This window comes from Comamonas flocculans, from assembly GCF_007954405.1.
In the GTDB taxonomy this organism is placed as follows: Bacteria; Pseudomonadota; Gammaproteobacteria; order Burkholderiales; family Burkholderiaceae_C; genus Comamonas_C; species Comamonas_C flocculans.
Genome location: NZ_CP042344.1, coordinates 3,241,766 through 3,258,417, shown reverse-complemented (window position 1 = coordinate 3,258,417; position 16,652 = coordinate 3,241,766). Strand labels below are relative to the sequence as shown.

17 protein-coding genes and 1 pseudogene are annotated in these 16,652 nt (G+C 64.6%); 2 read left to right on the top strand and 16 right to left on the bottom strand.

Translation table 11 applies throughout. The features are described from left to right. Positions 1-37 precede the first annotated feature (37 nt). The 3 genes from FOZ74_RS15625 to FOZ74_RS15615 are packed head-to-tail and all read right to left on the bottom strand — an operon-like array spanning position 38 to position 4,362. Positions 38-1,744: an amino acid ABC transporter ATP-binding/permease protein gene (locus FOZ74_RS15625; protein ID WP_024540080.1), complete on the bottom strand. Its 1,707-nt coding sequence runs from the start codon at positions 1,742-1,744 to the stop codon at positions 38-40. Beyond that, positions 1,734-3,449: a thiol reductant ABC exporter subunit CydD gene (gene cydD, locus FOZ74_RS15620; protein ID WP_024540079.1), complete on the bottom strand. Its 1,716-nt coding sequence runs from the start codon at positions 3,447-3,449 to the stop codon at positions 1,734-1,736. Before cydD ends, FOZ74_RS15625 begins: the two co-directional genes overlap by 11 nt. 46 nt (positions 3,450-3,495) lie before the next feature. Beyond that, the gene (locus tag FOZ74_RS15615; RefSeq protein WP_024540078.1) at positions 3,496-4,362 is read right to left on the bottom strand and encodes an MBL fold metallo-hydrolase; all 867 of its coding nucleotides are present in this window, start codon (positions 4,360-4,362) and stop codon (positions 3,496-3,498) included. Between the two features lie 143 nt (positions 4,363-4,505). On the opposite strand from FOZ74_RS15615, the gene FOZ74_RS15610 reads away from it, so the two are divergent. After that, complete coding sequence (locus FOZ74_RS15610; protein WP_084301299.1) at positions 4,506-4,757, top strand: ArsR/SmtB family transcription factor; 252 nt, start codon at positions 4,506-4,508, stop codon at positions 4,755-4,757. A gap of 76 nt (positions 4,758-4,833) precedes the next feature. Here FOZ74_RS15610 and FOZ74_RS15605 read toward each other — a convergent pair. The 11 genes and pseudogenes from FOZ74_RS15605 to FOZ74_RS15545 all read right to left on the bottom strand — a co-directional run. Next, positions 4,834-5,066: pseudogene (locus tag FOZ74_RS15605) on the bottom strand (IS3 family transposase); the annotation flags it as partial. 138 nt (positions 5,067-5,204) lie between these two features. Beyond that, complete coding sequence (locus FOZ74_RS15600; RefSeq protein WP_024540075.1) at positions 5,205-5,846, bottom strand: peroxiredoxin; 642 nt, start codon at positions 5,844-5,846, stop codon at positions 5,205-5,207. A gap of 339 nt (positions 5,847-6,185) precedes the next feature. After that, complete coding sequence (locus FOZ74_RS15595) at positions 6,186-8,189, bottom strand: relaxase/mobilization nuclease domain-containing protein (protein ID WP_024540074.1); 2,004 nt, start codon at positions 8,187-8,189, stop codon at positions 6,186-6,188. A gap of 436 nt (positions 8,190-8,625) precedes the next feature. Then, positions 8,626-9,213 (bottom strand): S26 family signal peptidase, encoded by a 588-nt coding sequence (locus FOZ74_RS15585; protein ID WP_024540073.1) that lies wholly within the window; start codon positions 9,211-9,213, stop codon positions 8,626-8,628. After that, a complete protein-coding gene (locus FOZ74_RS15580) occupies positions 9,210-9,767 on the bottom strand; it encodes a DUF2840 domain-containing protein (protein WP_146913960.1) in 558 nt (185 codons plus the stop codon). Before FOZ74_RS15580 ends, FOZ74_RS15585 begins: the two co-directional genes overlap by 4 nt. After that, the gene (locus tag FOZ74_RS15575; protein ID WP_146914236.1) at positions 9,764-10,048 is read right to left on the bottom strand and encodes a chromosome partitioning protein ParB; all 285 of its coding nucleotides are present in this window, start codon (positions 10,046-10,048) and stop codon (positions 9,764-9,766) included. The genes FOZ74_RS15580 and FOZ74_RS15575 overlap by 4 nt, the downstream gene beginning before the upstream one ends. Beyond that, positions 10,045-10,683 carry a ParA family partition ATPase gene (gene parA, locus FOZ74_RS15570; protein ID WP_146913959.1) on the bottom strand — a complete coding sequence of 213 codons (639 nt, stop codon included), beginning with the start codon at positions 10,681-10,683 and terminating at the stop codon, positions 10,045-10,047. Before parA ends, FOZ74_RS15575 begins: the two co-directional genes overlap by 4 nt. Positions 10,684-10,936: 253 nt before the next feature. Beyond that, positions 10,937-11,794, bottom strand: coding sequence for a replication initiator protein A (locus FOZ74_RS15560; RefSeq protein ID WP_146913958.1), 858 nt, complete (start codon positions 11,792-11,794; stop codon positions 10,937-10,939). A gap of 26 nt (positions 11,795-11,820) precedes the next feature. Beyond that, on the bottom strand, positions 11,821-12,102 hold the full coding sequence (locus FOZ74_RS15555) for a helix-turn-helix transcriptional regulator (protein WP_033987191.1): 282 nt from the start codon (positions 12,100-12,102) through the stop codon (positions 11,821-11,823). A 111-nt stretch (positions 12,103-12,213) separates the two neighbouring features. Beyond that, a complete protein-coding gene (locus FOZ74_RS15550; protein ID WP_146914235.1) occupies positions 12,214-12,969 on the bottom strand; it encodes a DUF2285 domain-containing protein in 756 nt (251 codons plus the stop codon). Positions 12,970-13,282: 313 nt separating this feature from the next. Next, entirely contained in the window at positions 13,283-13,630 is a 348-nt protein-coding gene (locus FOZ74_RS15545; protein ID WP_146913957.1) for a DUF2958 domain-containing protein, read from the bottom strand. 215 nt (positions 13,631-13,845) lie between these two features. Here FOZ74_RS15545 and FOZ74_RS15540 point away from each other — a divergent pair, with 215 nt between their 5' ends. Beyond that, positions 13,846-14,136, top strand: coding sequence for a helix-turn-helix domain-containing protein (locus FOZ74_RS15540; protein WP_146913956.1), 291 nt, complete (start codon positions 13,846-13,848; stop codon positions 14,134-14,136). Between the two features lie 392 nt (positions 14,137-14,528). Here FOZ74_RS15540 and FOZ74_RS15535 read toward each other — a convergent pair whose 3' ends face one another. Beyond that, positions 14,529-15,599, bottom strand: a complete 1,071-nt coding sequence (locus FOZ74_RS15535) for a serine/threonine-protein kinase (RefSeq protein WP_146913955.1) — start codon at positions 15,597-15,599, stop codon at positions 14,529-14,531. Continuing rightward, positions 15,596-16,651 (bottom strand): serine/threonine-protein kinase, encoded by a 1,056-nt coding sequence (locus FOZ74_RS15530; protein ID WP_146913954.1) that lies wholly within the window; start codon positions 16,649-16,651, stop codon positions 15,596-15,598. Before FOZ74_RS15530 ends, FOZ74_RS15535 begins: the two co-directional genes overlap by 4 nt. Between the last annotated feature and the right edge of the window lies 1 nt (position 16,652).

Genomic DNA, 16,652 nt, shown 5'->3' with positions numbered 1-16,652 from the left:
TCCTTTATTGATGTCAAATCATGTGTGCGTGAATAAATCAGTCGCGCCTCAATGCGGCCAATGAGGCTTCAAACCCGGTGCTACCGCGAGAAAACTCCGCTTCGATGCGACCGCTACGCAGGACCAGCAGCCGATCGGCCAGTGCCGCTTCGCGCTGGAGGTGGGTGGCCATCAGCCAGGCTCGACCCGCACCCAGCGAGTCGAGCCGCGCGAGGACGTCCATAGCAGTCGCCGCATCCAGCCCTTCGGTTGGCTCGTCCAGCAGCCACAGCGGGTGCGGTTGAAGCAGCAGACGCGCCAACGCCAGACGGCGCGACTGCCCACCCGACAGCCCAAGTCCTCCTTCGCCGAGCCGCGTATCGAGTCCAGCTTGCAGAGCTCGAATCTCGGATGCAAGGCCTGCGGCTTCGAGCGCCTGCCAAAGAGATGCGTCTGTAGCCTCGGGATTAGCCAGCAGCAGGTTGTCGCGCAGGCTGTCCTGGAAAAGATCTGCGCGTTGACTCAGCCATGCGTGAGGTTGCGAACGAATGACTCCCTCGTGCGGTATCAGCTCGCCTGCAATCACGGCCATGAGCGTTGATTTACCCGCGCCGCTGGAGCCAACGATGGCGATTCGTTCTCCAGACATCAGCACCAGCGACAAAGACCGCAAGGCATCTACGGGGCTGTCCGGATAGCGCACCGATACCTGCTGCAGGCTGATCGCATAGCCGGCTTCGAGGGACGCCCTGGGCGGAGGCGCCACATCACCATCGCCGCAATATGGCGACAGGCGCCGCGCTGCCAGCCAAGTACGTCCAGCCTCCAAAGCGCCTCGCCGCAGCGCCGCGAACGGCTCCATCGCCGTCAGGGCGATCAACAGCGCGAGCGCCGCACCGGGGGTGCCGAGACGGCCCTGGTCAGTCAACACGCCGACGCCCAGCAGCACAAGGGCCAAAGTGAGGCTGCCAGCGATACCGTAGGCAGCACCGGCAGACATGTCCAGGCCGTGTAGAAGCCGGTCGATACGCGCCAGGCGGCGATCCGTGCGCTGGAGTGCATCGCACTGGCCAGCCAGGCGTCCGGCCATGACCAGTTCGGTCTGGCCGGACACCAGATCGACAGTCTGGGCACGCAAACGCTCGGTGAACAGAGCGTGCCGCGCTGCGAGCTGCCGCGAGCGGCGAATCACTTCGACCGCCACGGCAACGCCTACGAGCAGAAGCCAGACGCCCAGCGAGATGCCGAACCAGGGAGCCTCGGTGCCGAGCACAACGGTACCGAAAATCGCCGCGCCCAGCGCGGCGCCGGCTGGCACCAGAAGGCGCAGGTAGAAGGATTCCAGCGCATCGAGGTCGACGGTCAGACGAAACAGAGCGCGGGCTGGGCGGCGCAGCAGATCCTGAATGTTCCCTCCGCCCGCCCAGCTTCGGAAGATGCGCTCGCGCAGTTGTGCCAAGGCGGCCAGCGTCGCATCATGCGTGACAATCCGCTCGCCATAGCGTGCAACGGTCCGCCCGAGGGCCAGCAGGCGAATGCCGGCCGACGGCGCAAAGACGTCAAACGCCAGAGCGCTGGCGAACTGCAGTCCCGCGATCGCCGTTGCAGCGATGAACCAGCCCGACAGGCCGAGCAGACCCATGCCTGCTAGAACGGTCAACGTCGCCAGCGCAGCGCCCAGCATCATGCGGCGTGAAGACCCGCCGAGTGTGGCCCGCACTGCGGGTAGCAAGGTCGATATGGCCGCAGCGGCTTTACGCGCCATGCCAACCTCCCTGAATGGGCTTCGGGGCATCGGCAGTCGCCGACAGCTCGATGACGCGATCCATGCGTGCCGCAAGCTCGGGATCATGGGTCGCCACGATCAGGGTGCGTCCCTGGGCCAGGGCCACGAGGGACTCGGTGACCTGCTCGGCCGTTTCCGTGTCCAGGTGGGCCGTCGGTTCGTCCGCAAGCAGCAGATCGGCATGGGGCGCGGCCATCAGGCGCGCCAACGCCAAACGCGCAGCCTCGCCGCCCGACAGACCCGTTCCACCTTCACCCAGCGAGACACCGGGGTGCGCTTGCGCCACCTTGTCCAGCCGTGCCCACCGAATCGCCTGGTGCACCTGCGCGTTCTCCACGCCCGCTCGTCCGAGGGACACGTTGTGCCGAACCGACCCGGAAAACACGTGAGAGCGTTGCGCCATCCAGGCCATGCGCCCACGCAACCGCCGCGCCGATGCCGCGGTCAAGGGAGCACCTCCGATCTCGATGCTGCCTTGCGACACGGGCAGCAGCCCGGCAATGAGCGACATCAGGACTGTTTTTCCCGTTCCGCTGCCTCCCATCAACGCGACATGCTCTCCCGGCTTCACGTCCAGGGCGAAGTTCTGGAAAACCGGGGCTTCATCGGAAAACGCGAATGTGAGGTTCTCGATCTTCACGCCCGGCGGCAGCCGAGCTGCCGATGCATGCGGCGTGGACGGCGCGTTTTGCTCGTCGTCCAACAAGGGCAATCCGCCCGCGTGGAGCCTATCCAGCGCGTCCATCGCCGCGATACCGGCAGCCCGGTCATGCCAGACGGAAGCCAGCTCCCGCAAGGGCTCGAAAAAGGCTGGCGCCAACAACAAAATGAACAAGCCTTGAGCCAGGCTGAGACGCCGCCCCCAGGCACCGAAATCCAGGTACCCCAGCAGGTGAAACCCGACGTAAACCGCCACCATCGCCACACCCAGCGCCGCGAACAGCTCCAGAACCGCCGAAGACAGGAACGCGATGCGCAGCACACGCATGGTGCGCTGGCGCAGATCTTCGGTGCTCGCCCGCAAGCGGCGCGCGGTGGCCTCCGTACTGCCCAGTGCGCGCAGCGTCGGCAGGCCGCGCAGGCGATCGAGCAGAAATGCGTTCATGTTGCCCATCTGCAGCCATTGCGCCTGACTGGCGGCACGAGCCCGCCAGCCCACGATTGCCATGAACAGGGGAATGAGCGGCGCCGCCAGCACAAGCACCGCTGCCGCAGCCCATGAGTACCAGCCCACCGGCAACAGTATCAGCAAGGGCATGAGGCGCACGCGCCACATGGCGCCCTGGTAGCGCGTCTGCCAGGGAAGGATCGCGTCGGCCTGTTCTGCCAGCGCGCTCGCGGCCGCGCCGGCATGCGCTCGGGCGCGATCGAGCGGAGAACGCGCAGCCAAAGCAGCAACTGCATCCACACGCCATTGGCCCAGGCGCTCGCGCGCGGCATCGAACATGCGGCCGGCGCTCCACGCTTCGAGCCAGGCGCGCAGCGTACCCGCAAGCACGATGCCGAATGCCGGCCACAAGACACCCGCCAAGCCTGCACTGCTTTGCAACCGTGACACCCCAAATGCAATCAAGCCCGCCTGAGGTACCCACAGTATTGGGCTGATCGCATGGGCCAGGCTGGCCGCATCAATCCGCGAATCCGCCATCGGCCGAGGCCTGTCTGAAAGCAGTTCGCCCGACATGTTTAACGCCTCCGGCCTTGCGCCGCGCTGTCTGCTGCGGTCATTTTCAGGCCATCCGCAGAGGAATCTTGAGATAGTGAACACCGTTGGATTCCGCGCGGGGCCACCGTCCGGCCCGGATGTTCACCTGTATCGAAGGCAACAGCAGTGTGGGCACGGCCAAGGTGGCGTCGCGCTGTTGGCGCATCGTGACAAAAGCATCCTCGTCCATGCCTTCTCTTACATGGACGTTGTGCGCACGTTGCTCGGCAACCGTCGTCTCCCACGCGTAGTTGTCGCGACCGGGAGCCTTGTAGTCATGGCACAGGAAGATTCGTGTCTCCGGAGGCAGCGCAAGCAGCCGCTGTATGGAGCGGTACAAGATCCTTGCACTGCCCCCGGGGAAATCGGTGCGAGCCGTTCCGTAGTCAGGCATAAACAACGTATCGCCCACGAAGACCGTATCGCTGATGCGGTAGGAGACACACGCAGGCGTATGACCCGGCGTATGCAGAACCTCCACCGTCAGGTGGCCGATTTCGAATCTCTCTCCATCCTTCAGAAGGTGATCGAACTCACTGCCGTTACCCGACACATCGTCGACGTTGAAGACCGGCCGGAAAAAAGTCTGAACGTCGCGAATGTGCTCGCCAATCGCGACCCGTGCCTTTGTGCGTTGTCGAATGTACGAGGCAGCACTCAGATGGTCAGCATGGGCGTGCGTCTCCAGCACCCACACGATGTTCAGGCCATAATCTCGCGCCCTCTTCAGCACGCGGTCTGCGGATGCGATGGATGCCTCGCCACTGCGATAGTCGTAGTCCAGAACCGGGTCGATCACTGCTGCTTGTCGCGTGCGCGAGTCCGAGACCAAATAGGTCACGGTGTTGGTCGGCTCATCGAAGAATGCTTCAATGTGGGCCTGAGATTGCATACCGACTCCTAGCGCAATGCATGTTTCAGGTTCATTGTATATTAGTATAATCTAAATTAGTGCAATCTGAATTAAAGATAACCGTGACGCTGAGCAAGAGCAACCAACGATTCATCCAGGAAGGCGCGGTGAAGGCTGCGGCGATGTTGCGCGCCATTGGCAACGAGCAGCGGATGCTGGTGTTGTGTTTGCTGATCGATCATGGCGAGCTGACTGTCGGTGCGATGCTAGAGCACGTTCCGCTGAGCCAATCGGCGCTGTCCCAGCATCTGGCCAAGATGCGCGAGGAAGGGCTCGTCGCATTCCGCCGCGAAGCCCAGACCTTGTACTACCGCATAGACAACCCCGCCGTGAAGAGACTGATGTCGACACTCAAGAATATGTTTTGCCCCTGACCGCTGGTCTAGGCAGATTCAGTGTTGCAAGCCAAGCTGAGGTGCCCATCGAATTTCGTCTTCCAGCGGGCCGCTCTCATGCCGCACCATGCTTGCTGATCCAGTTCTCGAGGAACCGAAGCGGCGAGCTGTAGCTCAGCGTGGAGTGGCGGCGCCTGCGGTTGTAGAACACCTCGATTTACTCGAAGAAATCGGCCTGGGCGTCGGCTCGCGTCGCGTAGGTCGTGCCAGTACCCGCTCGTTCTTCAGACTGTTGAAGAAGCACTCGCTGGACGCGTTGTCCCAGCAGTTGCCCTTGCGGCTCATCGAGGCGGTCTGAACCGCACCGGGACGGTTCAGAGCAACGCGGCGAGCCGAGATCGGATGTGACCTCCCTATCCTTTCTGGCTCCTCAGCAACCCGGAGACCATGGTCTCGGGCTGCTGAGCTGGGCCCGCGACGCAGCCCTTACAGACTCTTGGTCGAGAAGTACCAGTCCGTCGTCTTGTAGCCTTCACCCATGCGCTGCTTGATGGCATCTGGGCTCTTGGGCGGGGGCACGATCACGTCGCATCCCGGCGTCCAGCCTTCGGGGGTAGCGACCATGTTGGCATCGCTGGTCTGCATGGCCTTAAGCAGTCGCACGAACTCGTCGATAGAGCGGCCGTTACTCATGGGGTAATAGACCATCGCGCGCAAGATGCCTTCCGGATCAATGAAAAAGGTTGCTCGCACAGCCTGGGTGTCAGCTGCACCGGGGTGCACCATGCCGTAGGCGCTTGCCACTTCCATCTTGATGTCCTCAATGATGGGGAAGCTGATCTCAACACCGAATTTCTCCTTGATATTCTGCGTCCAGGCCAGGTGGGAATACAGGCTGTCGATGGACAGGCCGATCAACTCGCAGTTCATGCTGCGGAACGTGTCGGCAGCCTTCTGGAAGCCGATGAACTCAGTCGTGCACACCGGCGTGAAGTCGGCCGGATGCGAAAACAAGATCAACCACTTGCCTTTGTAGTCGGTCAGCTTGCGATCACCGTGCGTAGTCTTGGCGTCGAAGTCCGGGGCAGGTTCGTTGAGGCGGGGAAAAGCCGAGGTAGTGTCTTGCATGGAGTCCTCACTAGTTCAAGATTGTTTGCCGAGTGGCGATGTGTATATTAGTTGAATCTAAATTAGTAAACAATGAAATAAAAATATTAGGATCATCAATGCGAACTATCGAAGGCACGGCAGAGCACGGGAAGTCTGTTCGATGAACGGCAGACTCCTGTTTCCGAGTGCTTGCTTGACATGTCACGCGCAACATGACGAAAGAGGTGGAGGCCTATCTACAGACATGGCGACACGCTGTGTACGCGGCACCGTGGCCCGCTAGGCTTTGCTCGATGCTTGGAGAACTTGCAGCTGCTCCAACTGGGAACTAACAAGGAAAGCCATTTCATGAGTTGGCTAGCCAATCGTAAAATTGCGCTGTCGCCCAATCTCCCAGGACACTCCACCGCCGCGTACCGTCGCGGCAAGCTGCTGCCCCAGCCGCTGCTCGATCACCGGCTTCCACGGCACCAGCGAGAAGCCCATGCCGTCATCAAGCATCGCGTAGCGCCCGCTGGCGAGCATGACGGAACGGCGGTAGATGCCAACCACACGCTGGCCGTCGGTCACGGGCCGGTATTCCAGACCGGTTTCGCCGGCAATGTCTTTCGCGGCCTGTGCCAGCTCCCAGTTGCGCAGCGTGCCTAGCAGGTTGCGCGCCAGGATCACGCGCTGCCCGCGCCGCTCGGCCAACCCCTGTTCGACTAGGAAGTCGGCGCGCTGCTGCATCGCCTGCTTGGCTTCCGCGCCAAAGCCCAGGTCGCCCAGGCCCGAGCCGCCACCGATCAACTGCTGGTCGAGCCAGGTGGCACCGATCATGCGCGCCTGCCGCTCGATGGGCAGGTGCGATTTCAGCTCCACGGCCACGCCGCCCAGGCGCTGCGCGTCGTAGCGGCGGCCCTGCTCGGGCAGGTCGCCCGGCACGTTCCATAGCCCTTCGGCCACGCGCTCCACGATGCCCGCCCGGCGCAGGGCTTCCAGCCGGCGGACATGGGCGGCCACGACCTCCTGCGGGTCGCGTCCGGGGACGGCCTGGCCCTGTGCCACCGCCAAGTGGTGGTCGGTGCGGTACAGGCCATCGCTCGCCAGCGCGGCGATATTCTTGTCGGCCGCGCGCACGTCGGCTGATCCCTTCACCTCCACCACGGCCCCGGTCGGATAGTTCGCCAGCTCGTCGCGGGCGTTGAGCGCGACGTAGTGGGCCTTGCCGTCCACCCCGTCGATGACCAGATAGCCCCGGTCGCGCAGCTCGTCGGCCAACCCCTTCGCGGCCACGCGGCCGAGAATGGTTCGGCCGTCGTCGCCAGGCTCGAACACCGCCAACTCGCGCGGCTCGCCGCGCATGGCCCGCTGCATGGTGCGGATGATGTCGCCGCGCTCGCCCAGGGCGCGCAGGGTCTTCTCGGCATCGGCATGGACGGCCCAGGTGCCGGGCTGCGTCTCGTCGGCCAGGCCCAGCCGCTGCAAGCGTTGCAGGCGGCCGATCAGCAGCAGGCGCTGGCGTTGCAAGCGGGGTTCGTTGAGCCGTTCGACATGCACCAGGCCATCGCTGCCAGCCTCGCCTATCTCACGTTTGAGGGTGCGATCCAGGCTCGTCCATCGCTCCTGTTCCACCTCGCGCCTCAAGGTCTGCTGGATCTCCAGCTCGGTGCGCGGCCCCAGCCATTCGATCGCCAGCTCGGCGGCGCGATGGCGGAAGCCGTCGGCGATGTAGTCGCCCGCGATGATGAGGTCTTTGCCGGTGTCGTCGCGCCCGCGCACGATCAGGTGGGTATGCGGGTTGTCGGTGTTCCAGTGGTTCACCGCCACCCAATCGAGGCCCGTCCCAAGGTCGGCCTCCATGCGGCCCATGAGGTGCCGCGTGTAGGTACGCAGGTCTTCCAGTTCCGCGCCATCCTCGGGCGAGAGGATGAAGCGGAAGTGGTGCCGGTCGTCGGCGCAGCATTCCTTGAAGGCGTCGAGGTCGGCGGTATCGGTCTGCGGCCCGTAGGCTTGGCCCGGTTCGCCGTCGCGACCCACGCCATCACGTTCGATATAGCGGAGGTGCTTGGCGAGCGATTGCGGACTGGCCCGCTGGTGATTCACCAGTAGCGTCTTGATGGTCGCGCGCCGGGACATGGGCGTCAGCTTCGCCCCTGCGAAGCGCGCCGCCGTGTGGCCGCGCCCCAGGCGCGAGCCGGGACGCTGGCCGGTGCCGCGCGCCGATGCCGGACGGCGCACCGTGGACTTGCCGCTGCTGGCCTTGCCCGCCTGCTTGAGCACCTTGGAAACGAAGCTCTGCCCCTGGCCCTTGCCCCGGTTGTTCGGGGCCTTGGGAGGATTCAGGCGCACGCGAAAATCGTCATCGCGGCGGTCGCTCATGGCTGTGCTCCCTGAAAGCTCCGGCATGCCCTGTCGTGCGAAGCACGCGGACATGCCTGCATTGGCGCGAGCCTCGCGCCGAACACGGCACGGTGGCGAAGCCGCGCTGTGCCGCGCCAACCCCACGTGCAGACTGGCTTTCGACGTGGCCCGGTGCCGCGTCCTTTTGTCTTGCCTTCCGCCTTTGCCTTCCGCTGTCGCTCCAGGCACCGGCGGCCCGGCTGCGCTGCTGCGCGAGCAGCCAGCGCGCCGGCAAACGCGGCGACGGCCATAGGCCGGGCGCGTTCGAGGCAAGACGCCTGCACATGGGAAGGCAGCGCGAAGTGCGGCGCCCGATACGCAGGATTGGCGCTCGCACTGCACGCGCGACGACACGCAGAACGCCACCGGATCGGCACGCCTGATAGCACGATGATGCGCAGCGAATCGGCGGCGATCATGGGCGCTTCTCCAGCCAGATCGGGTGCGCGACGCCGATCACGGCGGATGCGCTGACCGGCCCGAAATACCGGCTGTCGAACGACGCCGGATTGGTCACACTGAGCAGGAACAGTTCGCCAGGCCGAAGCTGCCGGCACTGCGGCCAGGATGGCAGCGGACGGCCCAGCCGGTCGGCGGGCCGAACGGCAGCCACCGGCACGCCGTCGATCCACACCAGCGCATCGAAAACGCAAACCTGCTGTGGCGCGACTGCGCCCACGCGCTTGAGCAGCGGCACGCGCGCCGGCAGGTAGCCGCGCTGCGCGGCCAGCGCGGCGGCGTCTGGCGGCAGTGTGGTCAGGACGATGCTGTCCACGGACAATGGACGTGGCAGCGAGCCGGGCCGATGGCGCAGCGGATCGACGCGATACCAGCCCACGGGAACGCTGTCGGACGGGTTGTAGATCAGGCGCGGGAATGGATGCACGAAGGACGCCCAGGCCAGCGCAGCGAGGCCGCAGGCGGCGAGGCCCGCGAGCACGATGCGGGCGCGCAGGCGCGAGCGAGGACGCGGCGCGAGGCCCGTAGTGGAAACGGCGGTCATGGCAGCGTCCTCCCGGCCAGCCAGGCGGCGTGCCGCTCGGCGGTGTATTCGGGCAGCGGCAGGCGCGCGGCGAGCCGGTTGGCGAGCGTGCGCCAGTACGCGGGCGAGACGGCGACAGGCGCGATGCCCAGTGCCTCGATGGCGTCGATGCGCTCCAGCACGGCGCGCACCTGCCCGTCGCCCTCGGCGTGCAGCAGCAGGCGCGCGCCCGGCTGCACGCCGGGGATGCGCTGCATGGCATGAAGCGGTGTGCAAGCCTGTATCACCATGAGCTGCCAGCGCACGGTGCCGTAATCGTTGGACTGCCAGCGCACGCGGCAGAACACCGCGCCCGGCAGGAACACCGCGCTCCGCCGCCAGCGGTCGAGCTGGTGCATACGCGCGGGTTTGCCGAAGCGAAGGTAGAGCTTGAAACGGGCCTCGATGTAGGCCAGCGCCACGCGCGTCAGCGGCGCGCTAGCGGGCTGGCCGGAAGGCGCGATGAATGATGGCTGTGGCGCAGCCGTGGCCGCGCCAGCGGCAGGCGCGGCAGCAGGTGCAGCGGATGCGGTCACGGAGTGTTCTCCCTGCGGTTATCGGGAAACTCCCGTTCGAGCAGGCCGCGCAGCAGGTCGGCCACGGTCACGCCTTGCGTGAAGGCCGATACCTTGATGCGCGCCCGCAGCGCGGGCGTGATGTCGAGGGTGAGGCGGGCCGTGTAGAGGTCGCCCTTGCCCAGCGCATCGGCGTCGCCCTGGCGAATCCACGCCTCGGCGTGCGGATTCGCGGGCGGACGCGCGCCGATGCCGACGCGCTTTGCCGCACGTTTGCTGTTCGGCGGTGGCTTCGCTGTCATGTCGTCCACCGCAGCAGTTCGTCCACCAGGGCGGTGATTTCCCGTGCGGCGGCGCTGTCCGGTGCCGTCTCGCGCGCAAGCCGGCCAGCGGCCACGCTGACGGCGAACACGATGCGCTGGCACACCTCGGCGCGTAGCGCCGGCAGCGGCTGTTCGGCCAGCGATTGCCGCGCTTCCCTGCCGATGATGGTGGTGCTTACGCGCCGGTTGATGACGAAGGCTGCGCGGAGCAGCGGCCGGAACACCTGCGCCTCGCGGATCAGCGCCACCATCTCGGCACTGGCCCACAGGTCGTAGGGGCTGGGCTGCACCGGAATCAGCACGCGCTCGGCCGCCAGCAGCGCGGAGCGCGCCAAGGCGGCGATGCGCGGTGGGCCGTCGATGACGACATGATCGGCGCGGCGTGCCAGCTCCGGGGCTTCCTGATGCAGCGTCTCGCGTGCGAGGCCCACGGCGCTGAACAGCCGTGGCAAGCCTTGCTGGCTTCTGCGTTGCGTCCAGTCCAGCGATGAACCCTGCGGGTCGGCATCCAGCAGCACGACGTGCTGGCCGCGCATCGCCAGCTCGCCGGCGATGTGGGTGGCGAGCGTGGTCTTGCCGACGCCGCCTTTCTGGTTGAGCAGCGCGACGATCATGACCTAGCCCTCCGTGTTGGAAAGCCTGGCTGTCGCTGCTGCGTTGGTGGCCGCGTGGCGGTTATCCACCGCAGCGGCGTTTCCCTACTAAAAGTTAGAGAATTTAAGTTAGGGAAGTTAGAGGGCGCGCAAACCCAGTGCTGGTGCGGGTTTGCGGCCGATTTTGTTGCCTGATAGCACGATAGTTCGTTGCCTGATAGCACGATACTTGTGTTGCCTGATAGCACGAGTCCGTCCACAGGCTCTACCGCACTTATCCCCGTGCCGTGGACGGCACGGGCCGGAACGTGAGCAGCGGCGAAGAAAGCCCCGAGACGTGCTCGATGCCCAAGTGGTAGCCGGGCAAGGACTGCCGCGCGACCAATGCCCGCAGGTCGGCGGCGAAGTCGTAGTAGCGCGCCACGCTGCCCGATTTGCGGTACAGGTGCTGAAAGTCGAACTGCCAGCCGTGTTCCTGCCTGCCGCCGTGTTTGCGCACCAGGCGGTACAGCCACCGCTCGATGCCGCCGGTCAGCAGGAAATACGCCGGGTCGATGGTCAGCACCAGGGCGGCGTCGATCACGCCTGCATAGAACCAGTCGGGCAGGATCAGCTCGATGCCCAGCGGCACGCCTCGGGCATCGGCTAGCTCGCGCCATTCGTTCACCCATGAGAAGCGATGCAGACGCCGGCCTGTCGTCTCGCGGATGGATGTGGCCACCGTGGTCGATTGCAGGCGATCCAGGGCCGCTTTGAGGCGCTGGTAGTCGCGCAGCGACGTACCGCGCCCGATGAAGCGCAGGATCTCGTAGGGCGTGGCCTGCATCAGCCGCGACGGGCGCAGGCCCGCGTCGCGTGCTTCCACGATCTGGCTGGCGGCCCAGATCAGCACATCGGCATCCCAGATCGTGGCGATGCCGTGCTCGGCCGTGCCTTCCACGCGGATCGTGACGTTGCCGGCTCGGAAGTCGATCGGCGCGGTGCGCCGTGACTTCGCCAGCGAGAAGAACGGAAAGGCCATCAAGTCCTGGCTGTCGCGCGGTGCCATGTCGCCCGGCAAGGCGCGGAACAGGTCGAGCTGTTCGCGTTCTTGCGAAGGCCGCTGCCGCACGGGCAGCGCAGGGCTGGACATGGCGATGGCCTGACGCGCGCCAGCGATCAGCGCGCACGGCTGTCGGCCGAGTGCTGCTCGGCATATTCGGGATCGGAAGTCGTCTCGAAGCTGCGATCAGCCGCCCAAGCATCGAGGTCGGCCACGGCGTACATGACGCGGCGGCCGAACTTGCGAAAGCGGGGGCCGCCGCCGATCACGCGCTGCTTTTCCAGCGTGCGCGGCGACAGGCGCAGGTACTCGGCGGCTTCGTCGTTGGTGAGATAACGCTGCGGCTGCGCGGCAGCGGTCGAAACAGTAGCGGCAGGCCGCAAGGGAGCGGGTCGCATGGGAAGTACCTCCATCAAGCCCGGCCACACCATGCGACCGGGTAGAGGCACTTTCAGAAAAGCGAGGCTTTCCGCGAAGGGACGATCTGCGGTGGGCGCGAAACGTCCCCCCTACTGCAACGGCAGTGGTGGAAGCTGTGCTAGGCGACGATAGCCGCCGCGCATCAGCGCATCGCCACGGCGCACCAGTCGGCGCACGCGGGCGCGCAAGGCGCTGTCGGTGTGCCAGTCGGTGGCGACGGCATCGGCACCGAACAAGCCTTCGGCCATCTCACGCAACGATGCGCCCGCCAGGGCCGCATCCAGCGCCTGCAAGGTGTGCAACTCCAGCAGCGCACCAGGCGTCGGCCTGGGCGATGTCATCGCGGCAGGTGCGGCCTGCGCCATATCAAACGTGAAGCCGACCGGCGGCGCAGCGCCTGCGCGCACGGCATAGACGAACGCCATGCCATCGTACAGGCCGGGCGAGAGCGCGAAGCGCCGGCAACGGCCAGGGCTGCGTGCAATCAGCGCCAGCCGCTTGCCGTCGTGGATCAGTTGCTTGTGGCCGGGAATGCGCCAGAACGCGAAAGGCACGGCGTTCACCGGCGGATCGTCATCGGGATAGAGCTGAACCAAGGTCGCGTGGCCGGGCTGCCAGGCCGGATGCGCGTCGCGCGCATCGAGCGCCGGGTCTTCCAGCAGGCGCAGGCCCCAGTGTTGCGCCGCCTGCAAAGACGGCGAACGGCGATGATGGCGCAGCCAGTCGCGCCGGTAGTCGGGATGCCTGCGCAAGTATTCCCAGGCCAGCGCAAGCGCATCCAGCCACAAGACGTAGAGGTATGCCGCCGTTGGATACCAATGGGCGGCGTGATGGGGATCGACCATGACGCCTCCTCCTGCGAACAGGAATCGCCGCCACGAAAACACTACGCGCTACATCGCCATCGTCGGAACGTCATGGGGTAAAAAGGTGGATGGGGCTGTCAAGACCGATTCGATTGGCTCCGATGCGTTGCGGTATTCGTCTCAATGCTGCGGCGGCAGCGCCCCGATATCGGACGCCGTACAGGCCAGCCTGCCGCAGCCCGCGCAAAACATCCTGTCCGTTTGGATCAGATTGGTGCGGCCACGCTGCAAGAATCCCGATTGAGACCAGCCCGGTATGACGCCAGACTGAAAAAGTCACAGTGCGCCGGGCTCAGTCCGGGATGGCCCCGTCCTGCTCGGACAAGCGGGCGTACTCCGACAGCGTGCGCGTGGGCTGGAAATAGCAATCGCGCATCACCGGCTGCCGACGCGGCCCGACGATGCTGGCCAGGTCGGACAGCTTCACGGTGTCCAGCGCGGGCACCCCAATGCCCAGGTCGATCAACCCATACGCCGTGTCGCCGTCGGCGGGGTCTAGCGACACCAGCAGCCATGTCACATGCGCGTCCGGCGTGAACAGCCGCACCACGGGCAGCGGGTCGCTGGCTTCGCAAGCGGCGCGAGCTTGGCCGTGGGCCAGCAGGCGGGCGCGGTCGTCCTCGGTGATGAGTGGATTCATGGCGATTCCCTGCGGCTGCACAAATCCGCCGAAGCGTGAAAGCGCAAAGCCATCTCGGCGGATTTGTGCATGAACACGATTGCGGCTCCGTGACTTCGCGCCTTCGTTCAAAGCCGTAAATGCGGATTTCCGTAGAAGCGCAAAACAGTGGGATTTCTATGAATGAGTTAAAGATAACGTGGTTTTAATTGTGCTGTGAATCGACGCTTCTGTCCATGCAGAAGCGTTCCGTCCAGCCCGGCCGACCGGCGGGCACCACCACCCATGACGCCGAGTTGGCCCACGCCTTCGGCGCGGCGGTGCGTGCGCTACGGATGGAGCGCGGCATCGCGCAGGAATCGCTGGCGCACCTGGCCGGCATCGAGCGGTCGCACATGGGCAAGATCGAGCGCGGCGAGCATATGCCTACACTGGCACTGATCTTCAAGATTGCCGGCGCGCTCCAATGCAGCACGGCGGTGCTGATGGGCGAGGCTGAAAGCCAGCTCGCGGCGGCCAGGCCGTAGGCGCTGGCCCGGCCGATCCGGCATTGGCCGGTTCGGCGATGTTCAAGGGGCGCCAAGCGCAGCGAGGCGGGGATAGGCCGCTGTGCTTTCCCCTGGAGGCATACACAAAGTCGCGGTAAAAAAGCATCTACGGCAACGGCAGAGAACGACCCAGCGCAGTCGTCCCCGAATCCGCACGTCAATGAAATGACTGTTGCGCAGCGTTCTCGGCCGTTCGATGTCGGTGATCGTGTTCACGGTGTCCGCCACATTCCGGTAAAACGAGACGCGGACCCGATAGCCGCGGTAGTGACCGGTTTGCCGGCCAGAGCCGCCGTTCACGGGCTTCAGCGCGCTGGCGCAGTGTGCGGTCCTCCGATTGGACGCCCGCGATGCGATCGGCCTCAAACCCGTTATGCCAGTTTCATCACTGGATGAGCCCGGTCCGCCCCGCCGCCGTTGAAGCTTGAAAAGAGCACTTGGTCATTCACCTGCAGTCTCTCAGGCCCGTAGACGCTTTCGGTGTGGAAGAAAACGTCCCCATTGTCCGTGCTGATGAAGCCGTATGCGTTGTAATCGATTCGCTTGACTCGGCCTTCTCTTCGAGGTGCCGGCGTGTAGCAGAGATTGCCGCAGCGAGCGACAAGCTCGTCAGCGGTTGGCCGTTCCGCGGGATCGCGATTCAAGCAAGAAAAAACCAGGTCTATGACTTGGCTTGAGAGTGGAGCGAATTGGGGATTTGCGGTGAGGAACGCCGGCACTGCGGGCCTCTCCGCCGCAAGGATTGCACGAACGGCTCGCAAGCCGACGCCATAAGGTGCCTCTCCGCACATCAGATGGAACATCATCGCGCCGAGGGACCACACATCGGCCTTCGCACCCACCTCCGTCGGGGTGTCGATTGCTTCGGGCGCCATATAGGGGAGAGCCCCCACAGCCGTTTGCGACGTGGTCATGGTGGCCGTGCCGCCGGCAGCCGCTTCCTCCAGCTCTTCGCCCGCCATCTTGGCGATCCCGAAATCGGTGACCTTCACCTCGGTGAGCGAATAGCCGCCGACAACCATCACGTTCGTCGGCTTCAAGTCACGGTGGATGACGCCAGCATGATGGGCGGCGGCGACCCCCTTCGCCAAGTGATGAAAAATCTTGGCGCAGAGGTAGGGGTCGAGAAATCTGGTTTGGCGCAGCAAGGCCTTGGCCATGTCCGCGCCTTCAATGAACTCCTCGATTAGATAGCGAGCGTCGCCTTCTTTGAAGTAGTCGAGGGTCTTTGCGACGTTCGGGTGGTTCACCTTCGCAGCCACGACCGCGCTTCGTTTGAATCGCTTGGTCGCCGACGGATTCTTTGGCGTTTTCAACGCCACGATCCGATCCGTCAAATTGTCGTTGGCGGCGTAGACGAACTGCATGCCGCCAGCGTCAACGTAGCGCACGATCTGATAACGCCCTCCAACCACGTCTCCTGTCGACAACGGACCACTCATAGGACGATCTCCGGGTGGGACAAGTCGAACGTGATGTAGCGGCGACGGTTGCCTTGATCTTGGGCTCCTAAAGCTACGACGCACGAGCCAGGCAGGGCATCGCCAATATGGAGTTGGCGGTTGTTGACGAGCACGTCGCCACTGAGGCTTTGAACACGGAAGTCCAAGCCGTCGTAGCGAATTTGAATTTGCCCCATGTTCGGCAAGCTGAGATTCACCGAGCGGCTCCCGGCGTTCAAGTAGGATGCGCGCCCCTGAAAGACAAGCAAAGCCTGATGCCGGTCGAAAAGCACGTGCCGAGCCAGCAGGTCTCGAACATGGGACATCGCCGGCCGGTCTTGAGGCCTTGTCGCGAGACATTGGTCAAGCACCTGAATGATTTCCGGAGCAACTGCGAACGGCAAGCCTGTGAAGTAGCTCGCGGCAGTCGGGGTCGGCGGTTGGGCCATGAGGTCGGCAGGCAAACCGCGCGTCGCAAGGAAAAGCGCAGATGCGCCAAATGCATACGTGTCCACCGCCATCGTGAACTTTGCGTTGGCAAGGTAAAGTTCAGGAGCCGCAAAGCCGCGCGTTCCAACAAAACCCACAGTGGACGCCGCCGGGCCATCGTCGCGCGCTAAGCCGAAGTCAAAAATCTTCACGACCCCTTCGGGATCGAGTTTCATGTTGTTGAGCTTGATGTCGCGGTGGATGACTCCGACGGCGTGGATGTCGCTGATTCCTGACGCGATCTGCCAGAGCTGTTTGTAGAAGGCTGTGGTCGTTGTAGGGGCCAATGCGTCGTCGAAGAGGTCTGAGCCTTCTATGAATTCTTGGACGATGCCCAAGTCCGATCCGCCCAGTTGGAGCACATCGTAGACCTGGACAACGTGCTTCGAGCGCATCTTGAGCAGAGCCTTCAACTCGTCAAGCATGCGCCGCCGATTGGCCGTGTCCTGAATGACTTTGATCGCGACCTTGCGTTCGAGGACGGCATCTTGGCAGGGATGGACAGATCCCATACCGCCGGCGAGCGCCGCACCAGAGATTTGATATCGATCTGGCAACGGCATT

Coding starts and splice junctions, on each gene's coding strand:
- FOZ74_RS15625 (WP_024540080.1), bottom strand. CDS start 1,744: ATGGCGCGTAAAGCCGCTGCGGCCATATCGACCTTGCTACCCGCAGTG.
- cydD (WP_024540079.1), bottom strand. CDS start 3,449: ATGTCGGGCGAACTGCTTTCAGACAGGCCTCGGCCGATGGCGGATTCG.
- FOZ74_RS15615 (WP_024540078.1), bottom strand. CDS start 4,362: ATGCAATCTCAGGCCCACATTGAAGCATTCTTCGATGAGCCGACCAAC.
- FOZ74_RS15610 (WP_084301299.1), top strand. CDS start 4,506: ATGTTGCGCGCCATTGGCAACGAGCAGCGGATGCTGGTGTTGTGTTTG.
- FOZ74_RS15600 (WP_024540075.1), bottom strand. CDS start 5,846: ATGCAAGACACTACCTCGGCTTTTCCCCGCCTCAACGAACCTGCCCCG.
- FOZ74_RS15595 (WP_024540074.1), bottom strand. CDS start 8,189: ATGAGCGACCGCCGCGATGACGATTTTCGCGTGCGCCTGAATCCTCCC.
- FOZ74_RS15585 (WP_024540073.1), bottom strand. CDS start 9,213: ATGACCGCCGTTTCCACTACGGGCCTCGCGCCGCGTCCTCGCTCGCGC.
- FOZ74_RS15575 (WP_146914236.1), bottom strand. CDS start 10,048: ATGACAGCGAAGCCACCGCCGAACAGCAAACGTGCGGCAAAGCGCGTC.
- parA (WP_146913959.1), bottom strand. CDS start 10,683: ATGATCGTCGCGCTGCTCAACCAGAAAGGCGGCGTCGGCAAGACCACG.
- FOZ74_RS15560 (WP_146913958.1), bottom strand. CDS start 11,794: ATGTCCAGCCCTGCGCTGCCCGTGCGGCAGCGGCCTTCGCAAGAACGC.
- FOZ74_RS15555 (WP_033987191.1), bottom strand. CDS start 12,102: ATGCGACCCGCTCCCTTGCGGCCTGCCGCTACTGTTTCGACCGCTGCC.
- FOZ74_RS15550 (WP_146914235.1), bottom strand. CDS start 12,969: ATGGTCGATCCCCATCACGCCGCCCATTGGTATCCAACGGCGGCATAC.
- FOZ74_RS15545 (WP_146913957.1), bottom strand. CDS start 13,630: ATGAATCCACTCATCACCGAGGACGACCGCGCCCGCCTGCTGGCCCAC.
- FOZ74_RS15540 (WP_146913956.1), top strand. CDS start 13,846: ATGCAGAAGCGTTCCGTCCAGCCCGGCCGACCGGCGGGCACCACCACC.
- FOZ74_RS15535 (WP_146913955.1), bottom strand. CDS start 15,599: ATGAGTGGTCCGTTGTCGACAGGAGACGTGGTTGGAGGGCGTTATCAG.
- FOZ74_RS15530 (WP_146913954.1), bottom strand. CDS start 16,651: ATGCCGTTGCCAGATCGATATCAAATCTCTGGTGCGGCGCTCGCCGGC.